Consider the following 22823-nt stretch of genomic DNA (forward strand, 5'->3'; position numbering starts at 1 on the left):
CCGCTACTGGCTTTTTCTTATTTATCTAGATATAAAAAAAGAGCGAGTAATCTCGCTCTTTTTTGTTTTCGTTAACTTAGAAACTAGTCTTGTTTCTCGTCAGCGACTACTCGAGAGTTGTCAGGTGTCGCGAAGTGTTCAGAAAGCTCTTTGTTCGAAACAATATAGCCAACCCACAACGCACCCAAACAGATCACAACGGCAATACCCGTCGCGCTTAGTGCTTGGCTAGCCATTGCCGCGACCAATGCACTTGATAGGCCACTGATACTGATTTGCAGGCTGTTTTGTAGACCAGCAGCTGTTGCTGGGCTTTGTTTAGCGCTTGATAGAGCACGGTTTACTACGATTGGGTAAAGTGCGCCGTTTGCGACAGCAATCAAACAGAAAGGCGCAAGTAGAGGCCAGATTGACGTCAGTTCCCACTGTGATGCGATAAAGATAAGCATCGCCGCTACACTGAACAAACCGATAAGGTTTCTTAGTACAACGCCATCGCCATATTTCTTCACTGCTTGCTTACCGAAGTAACCACCCGCCATGAACGCGATTGTTTGTGGGATAAAGCTCAAACCGATGTCTTTTGCTTCATAACCTAGTTGAGCCATGATCTCTGGCATACCCGTTAGGTAAGCGAAGAACGCTGCAGATGCTGAAGCAAACATTAAGACATTGCCCATGTAAGGCTTTGATTTAAGTAACATCTTGATGTCTGTCTTAATCGATGTCTGTTTTACTTCAGGCGCTTCTTTTGGTTGAGCCATTGTTGTCGCCACTAGCAGTGCACCCATCAAGGTTAATGTGATGAAGATGCTGTGCCAGCCAAAGCTATCCGCCAGTAACACACCTAGCTGAGGTGCTAATGCAGGAGATAGCGCAACCAAAGGCATGATGGTTGCAAAAATTTGTTGGCTACTGCTTTGTGAGTAACGCTTGATAACCATTGCTTGCCAGATTACCGCAGGAGCACATACGCCGATCGCTTGAATGAAGCGCAGTGTCAGTAGATGCCATACCTCGGTGCTGAATGCTAAGCCGAATGAAGCTGCAGTAAAGATAACAAGACCAACCGCCAGCGTATTACGGTGACCATACTTGTCACTCGCCAGACCCCAAAGAAGCTGACCCATTGCCATACCGCCAAGGAATACCGTTAGAGACAAAGCAATCTGCTCTGGGCCGGTTGCGAAATCAACTTCCATTGCCTTAAATGCAGGAAGGTACATATCGGTCGCAATAAAGCCAAGCATTGAAAGAACTGCAAGGTAGACCAATTGAAATTTAGAAATATTCATAAGATGCCATTAAGCTAAAGGTAATGATTTTTTTATCATCAAAAAAATTGTTTGATATACAGAAGTGAAAGCCCCTGTTTATTTATGCTGACATTCTATTTTTCAGACCTGATAAAATAAAACGCTAAAATATGTGGTTATCAATCAAAAAAATTGAAGGCTTATGTTCTCTAAATCCTCTTTAGAAATGCTCGATACGGTAGCGCGCTTGGGCAGTTTTACCGCGGCGGCTGAGCAGTTGCACAAAGTGCCCTCGGCGATCAGTTATGGTGTCAGACAGGTCGAACAAGAACTGGATGTGCTGCTTTTCAGGCGTTTACCGAGAAAGGTTGAGCTCACTCCGGCAGGTGAACTGTTCATTGAAGAGGCGCGTGCACTACTGAGGCAAATGGAAGAGGTCAGTGCCCAGACTCGTCGAGCAGCTCGAGGTTGGAAGAAAACCTTGCGTCTGACGCTCGATAATGTGGTGAAGCTCGACAAGATGAAGCCGATGATTGAAGAGTTCTATCAAACCTTTGAGTTTGCAGAGCTTCAGATCAACATGGAGGTGTTTAATGGCTCTTGGGAGGCGATTGCACAGGGCAGAGCGGATATTGTGATTGGTGCGACCTCGGCGATTCCGGTCGGCGGCGACTTTGAGGTTAAAGATATGGGACGCCTAGATTGGGCGTTTGTGATGTCGCCAAGCCACCCGTGTGTGCGAGAGCAAAACCTCAATGAAGAGTTTGTTAGCCAGTATCCCGCAATATGTTTGGACGATACCTCTAGTGTGCTCCCTAAGCGACACACAGGCCATTACTCAAATCAAAGACGCCTATTGTTACCTAACTGGTATAGCGCCATAGAGTGTCTTAAGAATGGAGTTGGGGTGGGTTATATGCCGAGGCACATTGCCGCGCCAATTATCGAGCAAGGCTTGCTGGTGGAAAAAATACTGCCTGAACCGAGCCCGCAGAGTCATTGTTGTTTGGTCTGGCGAAAAGACGATAACCATAAACTGATCGAATGGATGGTGAAGTACCTAGGATCGAGTGAGCAACTTCACCAAGATTGGTTGGATCATCGCAAGGCGATCTAATGATCTGTTTACAAGAAGATCCTTTTCAAGCTTAAGCTGAATCAGCATCAATAAAAAGAGCGAGTAAAAACTCGCTCTTTTGGGTTTGATAGTTTAATTCTTAAGACAAGAAGAACTTGTAGGAAGGGTTATCGGTTTCATCTTTACACTGATAACCAAGCTCTCGTAAATGTGTTGAGAACTGAGCTAAATCATCATCGCCAAGTTCGAAGCCACACAATACGCGACCATAATCGGCACCGTGGTTACGATAGTTGAACAGGCTGATGTTCCAGTGGGTACCTAAGGTATCAAGGAACTTAATCAAGGCTCCTGGGTATTCAGGAAACTCGAAGCTGTATAGGCGCTCTTTCAATGGTTTTGATGGTTTGCCGCCAATCATATAGCGAATGTGTAGTTTTGCCATCTCATCATCAGAAAGGTCGACGACTGGATATCCGCCCTCACGTAGGTCATTGATGATGTGCTCAAGTTCTTCCTGACCACCTTGCAGACGTACACCAACGAAGATATTCGCTAGGCTTTCGTCGTTGTGGCGGTAGTTAAACTCCGTCACCGCTCGGCCGCCAATAATATTGCAGAACTCTAGGAACGCCCCTTGTCGCTCAGGGATAGTCACCGCAAGTAGACCTTCTCGCTTCTCACCTAGTTCACAACGTTCAGAGACATAACGCAGACCGTGGAAGTTGGTGTTAGCACCAGACAATACCGTTGCTAATTGCTTGTCTTGCAGTTGGTTCTGTTCAGCAAACTTTTTCAAACCAGCCAGAGCAAGCGCTCCTGAAGGTTCAGCAATCGCACGAGTGTCTTCAAAGATGTCTTTGACCGCAGAGCAGATCTCATCGCTAGACACGGCAATGTGACCATCGATGTACTGCTGACACAGACGGAATGTCTCTTCACCAATGCGCTTAACCGCAACGCCATCGGCAAACATGCTGACTTGATCCAGTACTACTGGCTCACCGGCATCCAGTGCTGCTTTCAAGCAAGATGAATCTTCAGGTTCAACCGCGATGACTTTTATTTCCGGCATCAATTGCTTAACTAGCACGGCAACACCCGCAGCCAAACCACCACCACCGACAGGCACAAAGATGTAATCCATGTGACCATTTTGCTGAAGCATTTCCATACCCATGGTGCCCTGTCCGGCGATCACCAATGGGTGATCGAATGGAGGCACAAAGGTGTAGCCATGTTCAGCGGAAAGGCGTTCTGCTTCAGCTTTAGCTTCATCAAAGTTGCTGCCGTGTAGAACTACGTTACCGCCAAAGCCACGTACCGCATCAACCTTGATGTCTGGTGTGGTTTTTGGCATCACAATCGTGGTTTGAATACCAAGCTTAGAACCGGACAGCGCCATACCTTGAGCATGGTTACCTGCCGATGCTGCAATCACACCTGCGGCTTTCTGTTGCTCTGAAAGGCTTGATACCATGTTGTAGGCACCACGTAGCTTGAACGAGTGGACCGGCTGACGGTCTTCACGCTTTAGCTGAACCTGATTACCAATGCGAGCACTTAAGCGAGGCATCTCTTGCAGAGGTGTCACGATTGCGGCTTCGTAAACTGGCGCTCTCAGGATCTGACGCAGATAATCTGCGCCAGTTTGTTTTTGGGGACTGACCGTGTCATCACTCATAGACTAGCCCTCTAGCTTAGACTTATCACGCACGGCGCCTTTGTCGGCACTGGTTGCCATGCTTGCGTAAGCTTTCAGTGCGAATGAAACTTCACGCTGACGGTTTTCTGGTTTCCAGCCTAGTGCGTCTTGCTTAACACGACGCGCTTCTAGCTCGGCTTCAGGCACATCAAGTGTGATTGAACGGCTAGGGATGTCGATAGTGATGATATCGCCAGTGTTTACTAGACCAATCACACCGCCACTTGCTGCTTCTGGAGAAGCGTGACCGATAGACAAACCGGATGTACCGCCAGAGAAACGTCCGTCAGTTAGAAGAGCACAAGACTTACCTAGACCCATAGATTTTAGGTAGGTAGTTGGGTAGAGCATTTCTTGCATGCCCGGACCACCTTTAGGACCTTCGTAACGGATAACAACCACTTCGCCTGCTTTTACTTTACCCGCTAAGATGCCGTCTACGGCTGTGTCTTGGCTTTCAAATACGATAGCAGGACCTTGGAATTTCAGGTTCTCTTCATCAACACCTGCTGTCTTAACGATACAACCGTCAACGGCGATGTTGCCTGAAAGTACGGCTAGGCCACCTTCTTGGCTGAATGCATTCTCTTTAGTACGGATACAACCTTCTTTACGGTCGTCATCAAGACGATCCCAACGGCAATCTTGTGAGAAGGCTTTGGTGGTACGAATACCTGCTGGGCCCGCGCGGAAGAACTTAAGTACCGCTTCGTCTTCTGTCTGCATGATGTCGTATTGAGCTAGCTGCTCTTGCATGCTTAGGCCAAGTACAGTGCGAGTTTGGTTGTTCAGTAGGCCTGCGCGGTCTAGTTCACCTAGGATAGCCATAACACCACCAGCGCGGTGAACGTCTTCCATGTGGTATTTAGGTGTTGAAGGCGCAACCTTACATAGGTGTGGAACGCGGCGAGACATCTCGTCGATATCACCCATATCAAAGTCGACTTCACCTTCTTGAGCTGCTGCCAATAGGTGAAGAACGGTGTTACTCGAGCCACCCATTGCGATATCTAGAGCCATTGCATTTTCAAAGGCTGCGCGGTTCGCGATGTTACGAGGCAGTGCTGATGCGTCATCTTGCTCGTAGTAACGCTTAGTCAGGTCAACGATACGCTTACCAGCATTGATGAATAGCTCTTCACGGTCAGCGTGCGTTGCTAGCATAGAACCGTTACCAGGCTGAGATAGGCCTAGCGCTTCAGTTAGACAGTTCATTGAGTTAGCCGTGAACATACCTGAACAAGAACCACATGTCGGACACGCAGAACGTTCTACTTGCTCACTTTGCTCATCAGAAATCGTTGGATCGGCACCTTGAATCATTGCATCAACAAGGTCTAACTTGATGATTTGATCGGAAAGCTTGGTTTTACCTGCTTCCATTGGGCCGCCTGATACAAAGATCACTGGGATGTTAAGGCGCATTGCAGCCATCATCATTCCCGGAGTGATTTTGTCACAGTTAGAGATACATACCATCGCATCCGCACAGTGAGCATTCACCATGTACTCTACTGAGTCTGCGATAAGCTCACGTGATGGCAGTGAGTACAGCATGCCACCGTGACCCATTGCGATACCATCATCAACTGCGATGGTGTTGAATTCTTTAGCGATACCGCCCGCTTTCTCGATTTCACCTGCTACCAATTGACCCATATCTTTAAGGTGAACGTGGCCTGGTACGAATTGAGTGAAAGAGTTTACAACTGCGATGATTGGCTTACCGAAGTCATCATCTTTAACGCCAGTTGCACGCCATAAAGCGCGCGCACCAGCCATGTTGCGTCCGTGGGTAGTCGTTGCTGAACGATAGATTGGCATTGCTTAAATCCTTATAAAATATTTGGCTGTTGCTTACTTAGTTGTTTGCGTTTGGTTTTCTGAAGTTTGGCCTGCTGGATAAACGTAGTCTAACCAGCCCCACTTATCTTCAGTGGTGCCATTGAATAGACCAAAGTAAGCCGCTTGAACTTTTTCAGTGATAGGACCGCGTTTGCCTTCACCTACTGTAATTTTGTCTACGCTGCGAACCGGAACGATTTCCGCCGCTGTGCCTGTCATGAATACTTCATCAGCAAGGTATAGCGCTTCACGAGCAATGTTCTCTTCACGGATCTCATAACCCATGTCTTTTGCTAGTGTCATGATCGAATCACGCGTGATACCCGGCAGAATCGCACTGGTCGCTGGTGGTGTGGATAGCACGCCGTTACGTACCACAAAGATGTTCTCACCAGCCCCTTCAGAAAGGTAACCATCAACACTCAGTGCGATGCCTTCATCGTAACCATGACGGCGAGCTTCGCCACCAACTAATAGTGAAGATAGGTAGTTACCACCGGCTTTTGCTGCGGTTGGGATCGTGTTTGGAGCGGCACGGTTCCAGCTAGAAATCATTGCATCAACGCCGTTTTCTAGTGCTTCTTCGCCTAGGTAAGACCCCCAAGGGAAAGCAGCGATGATCAGTTCCATCTCAGTATTTTCTGGCGGGCAGACACCCAAACCAACGTTACCTACGAAACCTAGAGGGCGGATGTACGCTGACTCTAGCTTATTTTGGCGTAGCGTTTCGCGAGTCGCTTCCATAATTTCTTCCTCAGTGTAAGGAATAGGGAGGCGATAGATTTTTGCTGAGTCTTTTAGGCGCTTAGCATGTTCAGGGTGACGGAAGATAACCGGCCCTTTTGGTGTGTTGTAACAACGAACACCTTCAAACACAGAAGTACCGTAGTGCATTGCGTGAGTCAGGACGTGAACGTTCGCCTCTGCCCAAGGAACCATCTCACCGTTAAACCAAATATAGTCTGCTGTTTTAGCTGTCATGTTTGCGGTTCCTTATGCGTTTATCTTTTGTTGTAAGTTGTTGTTTGGCAGTTCATTACGGCTGATCGAGATAACGTCAACGGTACGCACATCCCACAGCTTTTCGATTTGATTGACCAAAAAAGAGATTGGACGGTCACTGTCTACAATGATCTCTACACTCGCCACTTTACTTTCGTGGTTTTGAGTGCCCGCGACTTGCTTAACAATAAAGCCACGGTGGCGGATAACACGAAGAACACGCTCTAGTAGTACAGGCTTATCATCGGCTTTGATGTCTAATAGGTATCTTTTCATGTTATGTGTTCTCCAACATCTCACTGTTTGAAGCACCTGGCGGTACTAGTGGCCATACGTTCTCTTCTTCATCAATAAGAACATGAAGTAGGTAAGCGGTTTTGCTTTCTAGCATCTCTTTCAGTGCTGGCTCTACTTCTTCTTTGCGCGTGATGGTTTTACCCGGGATATCGAAGGCTTTCGCTAGCATCACGAAGTCTGGGTTGTCATCTAGGATGGTTTCACTGTGGCGGCCATCGAAGAACAACGATTGCCATTGGCGAACCATACCCAAGCGAGAGTTGTTTAGAAGCACCATCTTCACTGGGATTTGGCGGCGTTTCAGTGTGCCAAGCTCTTGCACGTTCATCATGAACGAGCCATCACCAGAGATTAGAATAGATTGGTCATCAGGACGCCCAACCGAAGCACCCATTGCAGCTGGCAAGCCAAAGCCCATGGTGCCTAAACCGGCAGAGGTAATGAAGTTCTGTGGATCGCGAGGCTGAATGTGCTGAGCTGCCCACATTTGGTGTTGGCCCACATCAGTCGATACGATAGAGCTTGCTGGCATCATGTCTGACAGTTGCTTCAACAGCAGTGGAGCAAAAATCAGATCACCAGGGTGGTCGTAACGCCATTTGAATGAGCTACGAAGACCTTCAGAGTGATGAACCCAAGAGGAGATGTCTTGGCTTAGCTCTAGTTGAGGCATGATCTTGTTGATGTCACCGCGAATTGGCGCATTGGCAAGACGCAGTTTGCTGAACTCAGCGGCATCGATATCGATATGGATAACCTTAGCATGCGGCGCAAAGGTATCGAGTTTGCCAGTTACTCGGTCATCAAAACGAGCACCGACAACAATCAACAGGTCACTCTCTTGAACCACAAGGTTAGCGGCTTTAGTGCCGTGCATACCCAGCATGCCAAGGTAGTGTGGGTCGTCACGTTCGATAGTGCCCAAGCCTTTCAGTGTGCTTACTGCTGGCATTGGGTTTAGGCGTAAAAACTCACGAACCGCATCGGTTGCTTTAGCAAGTTGAACACCACCACCTACGTATAAAACAGGACGGGTCGCTTGAGACAAAAAGTACTGTGCCTGTTCAATGGCATCAGTTGTCGCAACAGGAATTGCGGGTGGAGTAAATTCAGGAAGAGCGTTAACAGGTGCTTCTGCTAGTTGAACGTCTTTAGCGATATCGACGATAACCGGGCCAGGGCGGCCAGACTTTGCTACCACAAACGCTTCAGCGAGGGTTGGAGCTAGCTCTTCAATATCAGTTACTAGGTAGCTGTGTTTAGTACATGACAGAGACATACCAATCACATCCATTTCTTGGAATGCATCGGTACCAATGTGGGAACTTGCAACTTGACCAGTGATGGCAACCATTGGGATAGAGTCCATAAAGGCATCAGCAAGGCCAGTAACTAGGTTGGTAGCACCTGGGCCAGACGTTGCCATACAAACAGCGACATCTTGTGTTGCTCGAGCCATGCCGATCGCGGCCATAGCGGCGCCTTGCTCATGGCGACATAGGATATGTTCAACCCCGCCGTCATAGAGTGCATCGTAGATTGGCATGATGGCACCACCGGGGTAACCAAATACGGTCTCAATTCCTTGTTGCTTGAGTGCGGATACGACTAGTTCTGCGCCTTTCATCGGAATTCTCCCGTATTACCTTTATTTTGGTAACTGTTTCCTTTGTCTCTGCACATCTTGTGCTCCCATTCTTCCTGTAAATCGGCAAAGCCGAAAATGCTCAAAAATATAAAAATCGAATGTTTAAATTAGAAAAAACCCCCGGACTTGTCAGTGCGGGGGTTTTTTCTAATTCGTGGTTACTTTCTTCCCACTCGCCCCCGCGCAGTCTTAATAATGACTACGATAATCAGGTTAATCAGTGCGTAAATGCGAGCGTTAAAAATCATAATATTCGAGTTTTCTCGTTTATTGTCTTCAGTAAATGTCTACATCTCTAGTGTTATCACACAAATCTGCCGCATGACAAGGGAAATGTCATTCTTTTTTCACATTAAAATACCATTCCACCAAGCTATATAACAACCTTATCGCTTTGGTGAGCAACGAATATCCAGAGCGAATACTTTTAAATCAAAGACAAAGGAAAGTTATGGGACTCGCGATAATTCATAGCCGAGCTAGTGTGGGTGTAGAGGCGCCAGAAGTGACCGTTGAGGTGCATATAAGCAACGGAATGCCTGGCTTCACGCTGGTGGGTCTACCTGAAACAACGGTCAAGGAATCTAAAGATCGAGTGAGAAGCGCGATCATCAATTCTCGCTTTGAGTTTCCATCGAAAAGAATCACGGTTAATCTCGCCCCAGCCGATTTGCCCAAAGAAGGTGGCCGTTTTGACCTGCCCATCGCGCTTGGGATTTTGGTGGCGTCAGATCAGCTTCCGACATCAAAAATAGCTCAACATGAATTTATCGGTGAGTTGGCATTGTCAGGAGAACTTCGCTCGGTAAAGGGCGTTTTGCCTGCGACGTTAGCCGCCGACAGTGTAGAGCGATGCTTAGTTGTCCCACATCATAACGGTGATCAGGCTGCGCTGGTGGGCAAGGGAGCGCATAAATCTGCACAAACCTTGTTGGAGGTTTGTGCTGACATGTGTGGACAGGCTCAGCTTGGGCTATATAGAACGGAACATCATCAGGCTGATGTTTCAGTGCTTCGCGACCTACAAGATATTATCGGCCAACAACAAGGCAAGCGAGCTCTAGAGATAGCCGCTGCTGGGAATCATAACTTATTGTTTCTTGGCCCACCCGGAACCGGAAAAACTATGCTCGCTTCTCGACTGCGTGACCTATTACCTGAAATGAGTGATGACGAAGCGATGGAAACCGCGTCGGTGGCCTCGTTAACGCAACAAGAAATCAATCAATACAACTGGAAGCAACGACCTTTTCGCTCTCCTCACCATTCCAGTTCAATGGCGGCATTAGTGGGTGGTGGTTCGGTGCCTCGCCCCGGAGAGATCTCTTTAGCGCATAACGGCTTATTGTTCTTAGATGAGATGCCGGAGTTTGAGCGCAAGGTGCTTGATTCATTACGAGAGCCACTAGAGTCGGGCGAGATCATTATCTCCCGTGCTGCGGGCAAGACTCGTTTTCCTGCGCGTTTTCAATTGGTCGGTGCACTTAACCCAAGTCCAACGGGTTATTACGAAGGTAACCAGGCGCGCGCCAACCCACAGATCATTCTGCGTTACCTCAATCGCTTATCTGGGCCCTTGCTGGATAGGTTCGATATGTCATTGGAGATACCTCTGTTGCCAAAAGGAATGTTGGCCGAAGGCGGTGATCGCGGTGAAACCACTCAAGTAGTTAAGCAAAGGGTTAGGCAGGCGCGAGAGTTAATGCTATCTCGCAACCATAAATCGAATGCACTGTTAGGTAGCCGAGAAATTGAGAAGTATTGCCCACTGCGACGCGAAGATGCAGAGTTTCTTGAGACAGCACTACATCGCTTGGGTTTATCGATTCGTGCTTATCATCGAATTATTAAGGTGGCACGAACCATTGCCGACCTTGACGGTAACGAGCAGATCGAAAAGAAACATCTATCAGAAGCGCTAGGCTATCGCGCGATGGATCGCTTGCTGAAACAACTCACGGCTCAAGCTGTCTAGCAAGCAGAAAAAGCCTGCTTAGATGCAGGCTTTCGTTGGATTGCAGTTCATACTCGCTAAGGTTAGAACTTGTAGTTCAAGCCAACTGAAACTATATATTGAGACTCGTCGTAGAAGGTAATGTTCGAGTCGCTGGTGCCGTAGCCTGCCAGTGAAATAAACGACCAGTTTTCCCAATCCATGAATTGATCATACTCATAGGCGGCGAATAGGTTGATATTGTCGTCGCTGCGTTTCTTGTCGTAGATCGGGTTGCTCGCATCGTAAGAGCGTTGGCTGTAACCCGCTGTTAGTGCGTACTGGTGACGCCCCATGCCACCAAACAAGCTTACCTCACCACCGAATTGGTCGTAAGATTCAGCTTTACCATCAGCATCACGTGTTTGATAGATGACGGATGGAATAAGCATCATGGTACGACTGAGTGGCAGGCGATATTGACCTTTCAAGTAGAGAGTATTGGCATCTCGTTTGAGCTCTTGATCTTGAATATCATCCTTGTCGACATCTTTGGTCGCATAGGCCATGTCTAGCGAGAAAGCTGAGCCCGCAATGTTGCTTAGCTTCAAACGAAACGCATTGCCAGTTTCATCGGTCTTGGTGCGAGCTGATGTGGTGTTGTATGGATCAGCCCAAGTTTCACCAGACATAATGGTTGGCAGCAGTGAAGCGTCGATCACCATGCCTGACTCAAGTTGGTATTTGTAACCGACTTCGAGAACTACAGTACCTGTTGCTACATCATCTCGCGCGGTACCTGTGTATACCTGATGGTTTAGCTTTTCACCAAAGGTATAAGCAACACTACCTAAAGGAGCAACCAGAAAAGAGCTTTCCGAAGAAGCCTTCTGATCTGTGGATGAAAGATTGCTATCAGCATCGGTATTAAAGTTCGAGGTGGAAGAGGTAACCCCGGTATTGAGAGAGATTTCACCATTGAAACCTTGTTGGTCTGCAAGCTTGGCAAAAGCGGGAGAAGCCGCAACGCTCAATGCCAAGAGAGTTATTTTTATTTTCATTCAAGGGCTCCTTGCCCACCGGTTCTTAGGACGGGTTATTAATAGCAGTAAAGCTTTAAACTTCCAGGTTAATTATTTATCAATAATGATTTTTGAACTAGCAAAAAAAAAGGAAGCCGAAGCTTCCTTTCATCAATGGCTTACTTCTTTAATAAGAAGTTCACGAGCTCGAAGTACTCATCAAGAGAGTTGATACCTTGAGCTTCTACTAGGTAGCGGTTGTTAACCACAACAGCGGGTACACCTGAAAGGCCGCTGTCTTTGAATGCTTTGTCGAAGCGACGAACCATAGAATCTACAGCAAAGCCGTTATACGCAGCATCGAATTTCTTCGCATCAACGCCTTCGTCTAGGAAGATTTGACGCAGTTCTTCTTCATCACGTGGTGGCTTGTTCATTGTGTGGATGCGGTTAAACATCACTGGCACCATTTTATCTTCAACTTTCAGTGCAATCATTGTCGCGTAAGCTTTGCTCATTGGCAGACCCATGTTGCCACCCATGAATGAAACATGGTTCTTCTGTAGCTTAGCGTCTTTAGGTAGCTGTTGTTTTAGCTGCTGGATGATTGGCTCAAAGCTATTACAGTGTGGGCAGTAAAAAGAGAAGAACTCTGTCACCATTGGTTTTTTTGATGCTTCTAGGTCGAGAACTTTGTAGTGTTCACCTTCGTTAAATTTCGCAGCGTGAGCGGTAAGGCTCAACATGATCAATGAGAAAAATGCGAATAGCTTTTTCATTTATCCAATCTCCATTATGTTTGAATTTTTATCTAGTTGTATGTTGCGATTGCTGTTACCACTGAGGCATTAACGAAAGTGGTGGCTCTTGCAGGGTAGCAATTTGCTCTTTACAAGCAAGTACTTGTTGCTCCCAATATTTCGGATCATTAAACCACGGGAAGGCCAGAGGAAACGCAGGATCGTGCCATCGTTTCGCCAACCATGCCATGTAATGCACCATACGTAGACCGCGTAGTGGTTCGATTAGTTTCAGTTGTGCGGTATTAAAATCGCAAAACTCTTGGTAACTCTCTAGCAAAATATCCAGTTGCATCAGCTTATCTTGGCGCTCGCCATTGAGCAGCATCCACAGATCTTGTATCGCAGGGCCGTTACGTGCGTCATCAAGATCGACGAACATTGGCCCATCGCGCCACAAAATATTGCCAGGGTGGCAGTCACCGTGCAGGCGGATATTCTCAATGTTGCTCGGCCACTGGCTCTCTAGCTCTTTGATCAGAAGGTCAACGTCATTGAAGAAGGCATTTTCTAGGTGCGTCGGGATAAACTGAGAGTTCTCTAGAATCTTACGTGGCTGATAAAGGTATTCATCTAAGCTGATGGTCGGGCGATGCTGGAATGTTCTTCCCGCGCTGGCTTTATGAATACGACCAAGAAAGCGTCCTACGCCTTCCAATTGATCTAGATTGTCAACTTCATACTGTCTGCCGCCAACACTTTCAAATAGTGCAAATAGGTAGCCTTGGTATTCATGTAAGGTTGCACCGTTGATTCGCATTGGAGGCGCAACCGGCATCTCTTGCTCGATAAGCTCGAGTGCGAAGTCATGCTCTTCTTGGATCTGTGCCTTGTTCCAGCGTTGCGGACGATAAAACTTAACGACGTAGCGCTTACGGTCTTCATCGGTGAATTGATACACCCGGTTTTCGTAGCTGTTGAGAGCGAGAAGCCCGGATTCAGCACGAACTCCAATGCTCTCCAGTGCGTACCACATGAAGTCAGGAGTCAGGTTATCAAAGTTAAAGGCTTGCATCGTCATAGAATAAAAAAGGCTCATTACTGAGCCTTTTTCCATTTATTGGGTTGTTATACCAAGACTAAGGTGCGGGTATCAGAGCTTCTTGATAAAGCGGCTTTCGACTTCCATCGTAAACTCTTCATTATCCGAGAGTATAAACTGAATTGTCGAAACTGGTGAGCTCAGTTTTTCTGGGTCGGCGCCTAAACTGATAGGTAGGTTCAAAACCTCGCCTGGATCGACAGTAATCGTCTGTTTACCATACCAGATAGAATCGGGCAGTCCGCTAACACCGAGTTTGTACTCTTGCTCTTGTTGAGTCTTGTTGATCACTTTCAAGGTGTAGGTGTTTTCAACCAACCCTTGGTTATTGACTCTAAACAGTTGGTTTCGGTCACGCAGAACACTTAGGCCGGCAGGATCAACGCTCGCGATTTGGGCGAAGAACAAGCCCAGCATCACGATCAAGATAGCGCCATAGCCCAACAGCTTGGGACGCATTACCTTGGTCGAGTGACCTTCAAGTCTGTGCTCGGTGGTGTAATTGATCAGGCCTTTCTCATAGCCCATACGCTCCATCGTGTTGTCACAGGCATCAATACACGCGCCGCAGTTAATACACTCGTATTGCAGGCCGTCACGGATATCGATACCCGTAGGGCACACTTGTACACACAGATTACAGTCAATACAGTCGCCTAGACCAAGCTCTTTTGGATCGGCTTTACGAGAGCGAGGGCCACGGCTTTCACCACGTTCTGTGTTGTAACCAACGATGAAGGTGTCTTTATCGAACATTGCCGACTGGAAACGCGCGTAAGGACACATGTGCAGACAAACAATTGAACGCATCCAACCCGCATTGGCATAAGTACATCCAGCAAAGAACAGTACCCAAAACACCGGCCAGAAAGACGAGTTAAAGGTAAAGAAGCCAACCACTAACTCTTTGATTGGGATGAAGTAACCAACAAAGGTTAAGCCCGTCGCAATGGCAATCGCCCACCACGCAATGTGTTTGAGGGTTTTTCTGAGGATTAAATTGCTCGTCAGTTTGCCCGAGTCTTGTTTTCTTCGCTTATTGGCAGCGCCTTCTAGCTTCTCTTCGAACCAGATATACATGAAGGTCCAGACGGTTTGCGGGCATAAATAGCCACACCAGACGCGGCCTAAGAAGGTGGTTATGAAAAACAGGCCAAACGCGGCAATCATAAATAGGATCGCGAGTAGGGTCAGATCTTGCGGGTATAAGGTGGTGCCAAAGAAGTTGAACTGTTGGCTGCCGATATCGAGCAAGATCGCTTGACGTTCACCAAAGGGAATCCATGGGATAAGCGCAAAAAGTAAAAGTAAGAACCAACCGCCATAGCGACGCAGTTGTTGGAATTTACCTTTGCTTTCTCGAACATAGATTCGGTTACTTGGGTTAAATCGATCTCCATTACCTTTATGTGTTTTCGGGTTAAAGGTTTTAGGAGTCACATCTTTGATATCGATTTTATCCTGACTCATGGACTATCCTTTTTGTGGCTTGTTTGCCCGGTTAAGTCGGGCATGACGACATTACTTGAAAGTATGGTTTAGAGAACCTGTTGAAATTGAGCTTGGTGCATTTGTTGTTATCGCACTCACTCTTATTATTTTAGAAGATTCTTATGGATGGCGATTATAGCGACAATCTTGTTCTCATTTCTTTAACGCTATCAACCTTTAACAACAAAAGTCATAACAGTTGTGACGAAAAAATAGCGAACAGAAACAAAAAAGCGACCTGGTGGTCGCTTTTTAAAATTGAGTGTTTTATCTATACGGCAATTGAGCTCTAAACTAACGGGCGACTAAAGAAGGCCACGTGCTTTTAGAATTGCGGTTTTGAAATCATCTTCTTGGTCTTTTTTCAGGCCCGGGATCATCTCATCTTTTTCGCTGTTGCGCATTTTTAGGTGATAGATAAGAACATCGTCAGTCAGTTCTTCAAGCTTGCCTTGGTAGCCCGCTTCTTTTGATAGCTTAATGATGAACTCTAATAGGTTAAGCTCTTGATCTTTCTGCCACTCAGGCTCCATCAGTTCAAGCAGTTCTTCAATGCGGTGACACTTCATACTTTATTTCTCCACAAATTTTATAATGATTTGTGGCTAAGGTATCAAATCGGGTAGGGAATACCAATGTGTAAACACATTTCAAGATGGGAGCGGGCAAGAAAAAAGCGCAGTAAAAACTGCGCTTTTTGTTAAGCGGCTTTAATCACTTTCGTTGTAGTCGGTGCTAATAAAGCAGTCTTCTCAACTAGAGTCATTGTAGGAGCCAATTTCTTAGCCGTTGGAGCAGCAACAAAGCCACTACGACGACGCATCGCACTACGGTTGGTGTGCGAGAACCTGACAGCTGTTGGGCGCATTAATTTACCTAACGGTCAGGCATATCCATTGCCAATCTAATGGCCTGATTTACCATGAGCTCCACCTCAATTGCTTGAAGCGTCACTCGTCTGGCTTTCGCCAATCCGAAGAATAAATCAGGATAATGATATGCATGCATATCAAGGCTTAGATTATCACTATCTAAGTTATCGATCGACGCCTGAGTGATAAATAGACGATATTAGAGCTAAAATAGTGTGAGCAGTATATTTGAGTTTGAACCTCTTTCAGGCTTAAGATGATGCTTTAAAGGAGGTGCATATGTCGTTCTTAAAGAAAACGTTAGCAAGTTTTGGAATTGGATCTGCCAAGGTGGATTCTGTATTGCAACAGGAAGTGCTTTATCCAGGCAAGAAGGCGAGCATTATTGTGCATGTCTATGGTGGCGCTCAGCCACAAGAGATCGACAATATCGATCTCAACTTGTGCTGTCGTTACGTCAAAGAAATTACTATGAATTCGCAAAGGCAAGAGGGCGGTCAAACACGTCGAATGCACCAGACATACTCGTTGGCCAAATGGAGCCTGCCGTATGCCTTTGTTATTCAGCCGGGTGAAACCCGTGATTTTGAATGTGAGTTTGATGTCCCGCTGAACACACCTGTCACGATTGGTGATTCAAAGGTGTGGCTAGAAACCGGGCTCGATATTGCGATGGCGATTGATCCATCGGATAAGGATATTTTAACGGTTCGCCCAGATGCACTTCTTGATGGTATTTTTAATGAACTAGAAGCTCAAGGTTTACGCATTCGCCAAGTTGAGTGCGAAGCAGTAGAGGGCTTTGAACTGCCATTTGTTCAAGAGTTTGAGTTTGTCCCTACCACTGGTCCATATCATGGCCGCTGGCGTGAACTGGAAGTGGTTGCTCATCGTGATGAAACCGAGCTTAAGTTGTGGTTTGAGATAGACCGTAATCGCGATGGTGCAAAAGGCATGTTGGCGAGCTTGTTAGGCATTGGCCAACTGCAGCGTCAATTGAGTGTGCCATTGGATACGTCACCACAAGATGCGGGCAAGATGGTACTTGAGTATCTAGACAACGCATCTTAGTTAGCTCTTTGGTTCTGTAGCTTTAGAGACCTTAGCTTCATCACACCGTTTAGGCGTTATTAATGTCATAAAAGATGTCATAAAAATTTAAGCTTACACGTGTAAGCTTAATGTGCAATACTAGGCAAATCGAACATTTACTCTAGTAGGATAATCATGTCTGCATCATCGGCGAGCGAATACAGTGACATCGAAGAACGCGCCAATGCGATAACCCATGGCTTGGGTGTTGTGCTTGGCGTGGTTGGTTTAATCCTGCTGCTGATTCGTGCGTTCGACCATCAAGCCGACATACTGACTATTGCGAGTATGGCGGTATATGGCAGCAGTATTATCCTACTCTTTCTCGCTTCCACGCTTTATCACTCGATCACCACAGAAAAGACCAAGCGATTACTGAAAACTCTCGATCACTGTGCGATCTACTTATTGATCGCTGGCAGTTACACGCCATTTTTATTGGTGAGTTTAAGAACACCATTGGCGATGGGTTTGATGGCAGTGATTTGGGGTATCGCGCTAGTCGGAATCATTATGAAGATTGCCTTCGTCTACCGATTTAAGCGTTTGTCATTGGTGACTTACTTGGCGATGGGTTGGTTATCGCTGATTGTGGTTTATCAACTGGCGATGAATATCGAGATGGGTGGTTTGGTGCTACTAGCACTCGGTGGCGTGATTTACTCGTTGGGTGTGATTTTCTATGTGGCAAAACGCATCCCTTACAATCATGCCATCTGGCATTTGTTTGTGTTGGCGGGCTGCGCTTGCCATTTCTTCGCTATCTATCTGTACGTGACTCCGGTTTAACGAGTCAGCACCTCAGTAATCTCAGCTTTAATCTGATATTCAGGGTGTTGTTCTAGGTCGAGCTTGATGAGCTTGCCTTCTTCACCCGTCTTTGGTCGTAGGTATGTGTCGGCCATTCGTTTGATTGATTTCCACACAGCAACTTCTTCTTCTGCCAACAACTCACCTTCTGCAGTAAATACGCTGATGTTAAGTGATACCAAAATGACCGCTTGAGTGCCTTGGTTAGTGATGGCTGTCGGAATGATAAGCTCACCGTCTTCATAGCGACTTGCACCCAGTACAACATCCACTCCTGACTGAGACAGCTGTAAGCTTGGCTTTTTACTATTAACCACAATCGTAGTGCCACGCGTGTTCGTTGCGACAGGTACGGCTATGACAGGCACTGCAGTCTCTGATGTTGTCGTTGCTGCTTCCGTTTGCTTTGGTGCCACGTATTGCCAAGTAAAATCATCTTTGAGTAACACTTGCTTGCCATCAGGCAAGGTGACCATTTGATCAGCAAAGGCAGAACTTACGAATACTGAGTTTGCGAGCAATGCGCTAGCGAGAAGTACGTATGATTTCATCTGTGTTTCCTTGATTTTGTGCTTGGTTAACGTCGCCAAAAGGCTGGGAAAAATAGAACAATGAGCGTCAATATCTCGAGTCGCCCCATCAGCATTCCTAAGCTTAGCAACCATTTAGCGGCGTCGGGCAGTGGAGCAAAGTTCCCGGTTGGACCGATAACGCTGCCCATACCAGGACCAACGTTGGCAACGGCTGTGATAGCGCCAGATATACTGGTCACGGGATCAAGCCCCATCGCGCTCAAGCCACCTGCAATTAAGATAATCGTAATAAAGAACATCAAACCAAATGCGACTAGTGAACGCACAATATCGTCATTCACCGGTCGCTGATTGTAGCGTTGAACAAACACGCCCGACGGGTGAATCAGTTTCATCATCTGCTTATGAAGCATGGTCATCGCGATCTGGAAGCGGAAGATCTTGATACCACCAGAGGTTGAACCTGAGCACGCGCCCGCCATCATTAAAAAGGCAAACAGCGTGGTAGGCAAAGCGCCCCACGCGGTGAAATCTTCTAAGCCAAAACCGGTTGTGGTTACGACTGACACAATATTGAACATCGAAACACGCATCGCATCCATGACCGTGTAGCCATCTCTAACCACCAACCATGTCGATATCACGGCACTGGTGACTAAGAATAGATAGGTGAAGCCTCTCACTTGCGCGTCTTTGTAGAGGATTGAGAGTTTTCTGCCACGCAGTGCGCTAACGAACAGTAGGAACGGCAGACCACCAAGGAACATGAACAGGGTTCCCACCCAGTGAGCACTGTTAGAGAAGTGGTTCATCGAGCCATCTGATGTTGAGTAACCACCCGTAGACAGTGTTGTGAAGGCATGATTGATCGCGTCAAAGATGCCCATGCCTGCAAAGAGATAGCTAATGATGCACAAGCCAGTCAGAACCAGATAAACCGCCACGATGTTCTTCGCGACCGTTTTTGCTCGTGGGCTGCTTTTATCTGACCAGTCGGATGATTCGGTTTGGAACAGGCGCATACCACCGACGTTGAGCATTGGCAGAACCGCTACCGCCATAACGATGAAGCCGATGCCACCTAACCATTGCAATATAGAACGCCACAACAGAATGCTTGGTGCCATGCTGTCTAAGCCGCTTAATACGGTTGAGCCTGTTGTGGTGATACCAGACATGGTTTCAAAATAGGCGTCAGTGAAGCTGATGTGGTTGATGAAGACAAACGGCAGTGCAGCAAAGGCACTGGCTATCGTCCATACCAGAGAGGTGATCAGGAACATGTCCCGCACCCCAAGTCGGAACTTAGCGGAGCGCCCTAAGCTCAAGCAGATGAACGCCACAATGTGCGTGATCACTACCGATTGACCAAACTCGAGGAAGCCACCGGTGCCTGTGAAAAAGGCAACCAATGTGGGGATGTACATGAAAAGGGCGAGTTTTGATAACACTAACCCTATCACTAATAATATCGGACGAAAGTTGACCATAGCTTAATAGACCATCGCTTTGTGCCGAAGCGTCGTTCTCACAAGAAGAAGGTTGCGAGAAGATACTTACGAGAACAAGGCTATAAGAAGAACGGGCTCGGTTGGAATAGAGACTCAACATCAGGTACGTATTTCTTGTCCACTAGGAACATCACTACGTGGTCATCTTGTTCGATTACGGTTCTATCGTGCGCGATAAGTACTTCTTCTCCGCGAACAATCGCACCAATAGTGGTGCCCGGTGGTAGCTTGATGTCGCCAATCGCTCGGCCAACCACTTTCGATGTGGTTTCGTCACCGTGAGCAATGGCTTCGATCGCCTCTGCAGCGCCGCGACGTAGAGATGATACGTTAACAATATCAGCACGACGAACGTGAGTAAGCAGCGCAGAAATGGTCGCTTGCTGTGGAGAGATAGCAATATCAATCACGCCACCCTGAACAAGGTCTACGTAAGCACCACGCTGAATCAGTACCATTACCTTCTTGGCACCCATTCGCTTCGCCAGCATTGCTGACATGATGTTGGTTTCATCTTCATTGGTTAGGGCAATGAACACGTCCACTTGATCGATGTTCTCTTCGGTTAGCAGCTCTTGGTCTGCCGCATCGCCACAGAAGACGATGGTGTTTTCTAATTCTTCAGACAGCTTTTCGGCACGAGTGTAGCTGCGCTCGATAAGCTTGATGCTGTAGCTCTGCTCAAGGCGTTTTGCCAAGCTTGCACCAATGTTACCACCACCGACAATCATGATGCGGCGGTACGGTTTCTCTAGGCGTTGTAGCTCACTCATTACTGAGCGGATATGGTTACTCGCTGCCACAAAGAAAACCTCATCATCGGCTTCAATGATGGTGGTGCCTTGTGGGCGAATAGGGCGACCTTGACGGAAAATAGCGGCAACACGGGTATCAATGTGCGGCATGTGCTCACGCAAAGCAGACAGTGCGTTACCCACCAGTGGACCACCGTAGTAGGCTTTTACTGCTACTAGGCTAACCTTCTGTTCAGCAAAGCTCACAACCTGCAGTGCGCCTGGGTATTGAATCAGGCGCTCGATGTAGCTAGTCACTAGTTCTTCGGGTGCGATCAGGTGATCGACTGGGATGGCACCTGATTTGAATAGCGCTTCTTTCTCTTCTAGGTATTGAGGAGAACGAATACGAGCAATTCGGTTCGGCGTATTGAAAAGAGAGAAAGCAACCTGACACGCAGCCATGTTGGTTTCATCCATGTTAGTTACGGCAACTAACATGTCGGCATCTTGCGCACCCGCTTCACGTAGTGTGTTTGGGTGGCTGGCATAACCGTTTACAACCCTAAGGTCGTACTTATCCTGAAGTTCACGAAGTCGGTCAGCATTACGGTCGACAATGGTGATGTCGTTGTTTTCACCAACCAGGTTTTCAGCAAGGGTACCGCCAACTTGTCCAGCACCTAGGATAATGATCTTCATAGCCTTTCTCTTTTCTTTACCGTGGTAATTCTAGTTATCTAACTTTGTTTTGATAATGCACTAGAAAGAAACAGCGGCTAAGAAATAAATTCTTAGCCGCTGTTAGTTGTTATGCCTGTTTTACTAGAACTGCGTAGTAGAAGCCATCCATATCTTCTTCTCCAGGTAGTATTTGACGACCCGGATTTTCGATATCAGACCCAACCAGCGTTGCGTTTTCAGTACGTGCTAGGAATGCTTTCACTTGCAGCACGTTTTCTTGCGGCGTGATAGAACATGTCGCATAAACCATGGTGCCGCCTTCTTTCAGCTGACGCCACATTGCATCCATAATCTCGCTTTGCAGTTCAGCCAGCGCATCAATGTCAGACGCACGACGTAGCCACTTGATGTCAGGGTGACGGCGAATAACGCCAGTCGCTGAACAAGGTGCATCAAGCAGAATACGGTCGAACTTATCACCCATCCACCACTCTTCAGGGTAGCGAGCATCACCACAAATTACGTCGGCACGCAGTTGCAGGCGCTCAAGGTTATCGTAAACGCGGTCTAGACGTTTGATGTCGCAGTCAATCGCAACCACTTCAGTATCTTGAGTGTGCTCAAGAATGTGTGCCGTTTTACCACCTGGTGCAGCACAACAATCTAAGATCAGCTCACCATCTTTTGGTGTTAGGTAATCAACCGAAAGCTGAGCGGCAGCGTCTTGCACTGATACCCAACCTCTGTCGAAGCCAGGAAGCAAAGTAACATCACAAGGTGCAGCTAATTTTATGGCATCAGCAGCTTCAGGGTGCAATGTGTATTCAATGTTTTCGTTTTTAAGCAGTTCAACATACTCGTCACGAGTGTGGTGTTGGCGGTTAACGCGCAGCCACATTGGTGCCTTGCTGTTGTTTGCTTCAACCAGTTGCTCCCATTGATCTGGGTAGCTCTCTTGAAGCATTTTTAGAATCCAGCTTGGGTGGCCGTATTTGCCTGCATTGTGGCTAACGGCTTTCTCGTCTAGTTCTTCTTGGTCACGTAGGTAGCTACGTAGTACAGCGTTGATCAAACCACTCAGGCTTGGACCACGCAGTGTTTTAGTACCCTCAACCGTTTCAGCAACCGCAGCATGCGAAGGGATACGCATAAAGCTTAGTTGGTAAATGCCCACCAAGATTAGGTGGTGGAATACACGCTTTTTACCTTTAAGCGGGTTTTCCATCAGTTCGTTAGCGATTGACTCTAAACGAGGCAGGTAACGAAGTGCGCCGTAGCAAATCTCTTGCAGTAGAGCATGGTCTCGCGGACGGATCGTTTTTTGAGCCGCAGGGAGAGCGTGTGAAAGAGAGTGGCCTTTATCGACAACTTGGAATAGGACATTTGCAGCAGCAGCGCGAACATTCATGAGGGGTACCGAATATTTATTTGAATACATGAGGGCATCTCTGCCCTCGTAAAGGTTTTC

The 22823-nt window shown here is 47.2% G+C and carries 20 protein-coding genes; 4 read left to right on the forward strand and 16 right to left on the reverse strand.

The window, feature by feature from the left end:
• Positions 1-83: 83 nt before the first annotated feature.
• Positions 84-1295, reverse strand: a complete 1212-nt coding sequence (gene punC, locus AB4209_RS15730; RefSeq protein ID WP_017063021.1) for a purine nucleoside transporter PunC — start codon at positions 1293-1295, stop codon at positions 84-86.
• Positions 1296-1458: 163 nt separating this feature from the next.
• Between punC and punR the strand changes: the two genes are divergently transcribed.
• Positions 1459-2373, forward strand: a complete 915-nt coding sequence (gene punR, locus AB4209_RS15735; RefSeq protein WP_017058788.1) for a DNA-binding transcriptional activator PunR — start codon at positions 1459-1461, stop codon at positions 2371-2373.
• Between the two features lie 100 nt (positions 2374-2473).
• On the opposite strand, the gene ilvA is transcribed toward punR, so the two are convergent.
• Genes ilvA through ilvG form a run of 5 tightly spaced genes read right to left on the reverse strand, consistent with a single transcriptional unit; the run spans position 2474 to position 8810 of the window.
• Entirely contained in the window at positions 2474-4018 is a 1545-nt protein-coding gene (gene ilvA, locus AB4209_RS15740; protein WP_017063019.1) for a threonine ammonia-lyase, biosynthetic, read from the reverse strand.
• 3 nt (positions 4019-4021) lie between these two features.
• The gene (gene ilvD, locus AB4209_RS15745) at positions 4022-5863 is read right to left on the reverse strand and encodes a dihydroxy-acid dehydratase (protein ID WP_017063018.1); all 1842 of its coding nucleotides are present in this window, start codon (positions 5861-5863) and stop codon (positions 4022-4024) included.
• A 33-nt stretch (positions 5864-5896) separates the two neighbouring features.
• Positions 5897-6865, reverse strand: a complete 969-nt coding sequence (locus AB4209_RS15750) for a branched-chain amino acid transaminase (RefSeq protein WP_372056432.1) — start codon at positions 6863-6865, stop codon at positions 5897-5899.
• Between the two features lie 12 nt (positions 6866-6877).
• The gene (gene ilvM, locus AB4209_RS15755; RefSeq protein WP_017055442.1) at positions 6878-7162 is read right to left on the reverse strand and encodes an acetolactate synthase 2 small subunit; all 285 of its coding nucleotides are present in this window, start codon (positions 7160-7162) and stop codon (positions 6878-6880) included.
• A gap of 1 nt (position 7163) precedes the next feature.
• Positions 7164-8810: an acetolactate synthase 2 catalytic subunit gene (ilvG, locus tag AB4209_RS15760; protein ID WP_102331971.1), complete on the reverse strand. Its 1647-nt coding sequence runs from the start codon at positions 8808-8810 to the stop codon at positions 7164-7166.
• A 472-nt stretch (positions 8811-9282) separates the two neighbouring features.
• Here ilvG and AB4209_RS15765 point away from each other — a divergent pair, with 472 nt between their 5' ends.
• Positions 9283-10806, forward strand: a complete 1524-nt coding sequence (locus AB4209_RS15765; RefSeq protein WP_017058783.1) for a YifB family Mg chelatase-like AAA ATPase — start codon at positions 9283-9285, stop codon at positions 10804-10806.
• Between the two features lie 62 nt (positions 10807-10868).
• Here AB4209_RS15765 and AB4209_RS15770 read toward each other — a convergent pair whose 3' ends face one another.
• The 6 genes from AB4209_RS15770 to AB4209_RS15795 all read right to left on the reverse strand — a co-directional run bounded on the left by AB4209_RS15770 (position 10869) and on the right by AB4209_RS15795 (position 15987).
• On the reverse strand, positions 10869-11825 hold the full coding sequence (locus AB4209_RS15770) for a DUF2860 domain-containing protein (protein WP_372056434.1): 957 nt from the start codon (positions 11823-11825) through the stop codon (positions 10869-10871).
• Between the two features lie 140 nt (positions 11826-11965).
• Positions 11966-12565: a thiol:disulfide interchange protein DsbA/DsbL gene (locus tag AB4209_RS15775; protein WP_017063015.1), complete on the reverse strand. Its 600-nt coding sequence runs from the start codon at positions 12563-12565 to the stop codon at positions 11966-11968.
• A 55-nt stretch (positions 12566-12620) separates the two neighbouring features.
• A complete protein-coding gene (locus AB4209_RS15780; protein ID WP_017058781.1) occupies positions 12621-13607 on the reverse strand; it encodes a serine/threonine protein kinase in 987 nt (328 codons plus the stop codon).
• Between the two features lie 72 nt (positions 13608-13679).
• Positions 13680-15098, reverse strand: a complete 1419-nt coding sequence (ccoG, locus tag AB4209_RS15785; RefSeq protein ID WP_017058780.1) for a cytochrome c oxidase accessory protein CcoG — start codon at positions 15096-15098, stop codon at positions 13680-13682.
• Between the two features lie 326 nt (positions 15099-15424).
• Positions 15425-15688: a YihD family protein gene (locus AB4209_RS15790; RefSeq protein WP_009848104.1), complete on the reverse strand. Its 264-nt coding sequence runs from the start codon at positions 15686-15688 to the stop codon at positions 15425-15427.
• Positions 15689-15819: 131 nt separating this feature from the next.
• Positions 15820-15987 (reverse strand): hypothetical protein, encoded by a 168-nt coding sequence (locus AB4209_RS15795; protein ID WP_004739323.1) that lies wholly within the window; start codon positions 15985-15987, stop codon positions 15820-15822.
• Positions 15988-16270: 283 nt separating this feature from the next.
• Between AB4209_RS15795 and AB4209_RS15800 the strand changes: the two genes are divergently transcribed.
• Together AB4209_RS15800 and AB4209_RS15805 are read left to right on the forward strand one after the other, a co-directional pair.
• Positions 16271-17062, forward strand: a complete 792-nt coding sequence (locus AB4209_RS15800; protein WP_017058778.1) for a sporulation protein — start codon at positions 16271-16273, stop codon at positions 17060-17062.
• A gap of 156 nt (positions 17063-17218) precedes the next feature.
• Positions 17219-17872: a hemolysin III family protein gene (locus AB4209_RS15805; RefSeq protein ID WP_017063010.1), complete on the forward strand. Its 654-nt coding sequence runs from the start codon at positions 17219-17221 to the stop codon at positions 17870-17872.
• Here the strand turns inward: AB4209_RS15805 and AB4209_RS15810 are convergent.
• The 4 genes from AB4209_RS15810 to rsmB form a co-directional block, all read right to left on the reverse strand.
• The gene (locus AB4209_RS15810) at positions 17869-18444 is read right to left on the reverse strand and encodes a DUF3157 family protein (protein WP_372056436.1); all 576 of its coding nucleotides are present in this window, start codon (positions 18442-18444) and stop codon (positions 17869-17871) included. The genes AB4209_RS15805 and AB4209_RS15810 overlap by 4 nt on opposite strands.
• 26 nt (positions 18445-18470) lie before the next feature.
• On the reverse strand, positions 18471-19916 hold the full coding sequence (locus tag AB4209_RS15815) for a TrkH family potassium uptake protein (RefSeq protein ID WP_017077319.1): 1446 nt from the start codon (positions 19914-19916) through the stop codon (positions 18471-18473).
• 80 nt (positions 19917-19996) lie between these two features.
• Entirely contained in the window at positions 19997-21373 is a 1377-nt protein-coding gene (gene trkA, locus AB4209_RS15820) for a Trk system potassium transporter TrkA (protein WP_004735766.1), read from the reverse strand.
• Between the two features lie 109 nt (positions 21374-21482).
• The gene (gene rsmB / locus AB4209_RS15825) at positions 21483-22763 is read right to left on the reverse strand and encodes a 16S rRNA (cytosine(967)-C(5))-methyltransferase RsmB (RefSeq protein WP_017058774.1); all 1281 of its coding nucleotides are present in this window, start codon (positions 22761-22763) and stop codon (positions 21483-21485) included.
• Positions 22764-22823 lie beyond the last annotated feature (60 nt).

This window comes from Vibrio sp. 10N.286.48.C11, from assembly GCF_041469805.1.
GTDB lineage: Bacteria > Pseudomonadota > Gammaproteobacteria > Enterobacterales > Vibrionaceae > Vibrio > Vibrio crassostreae_C.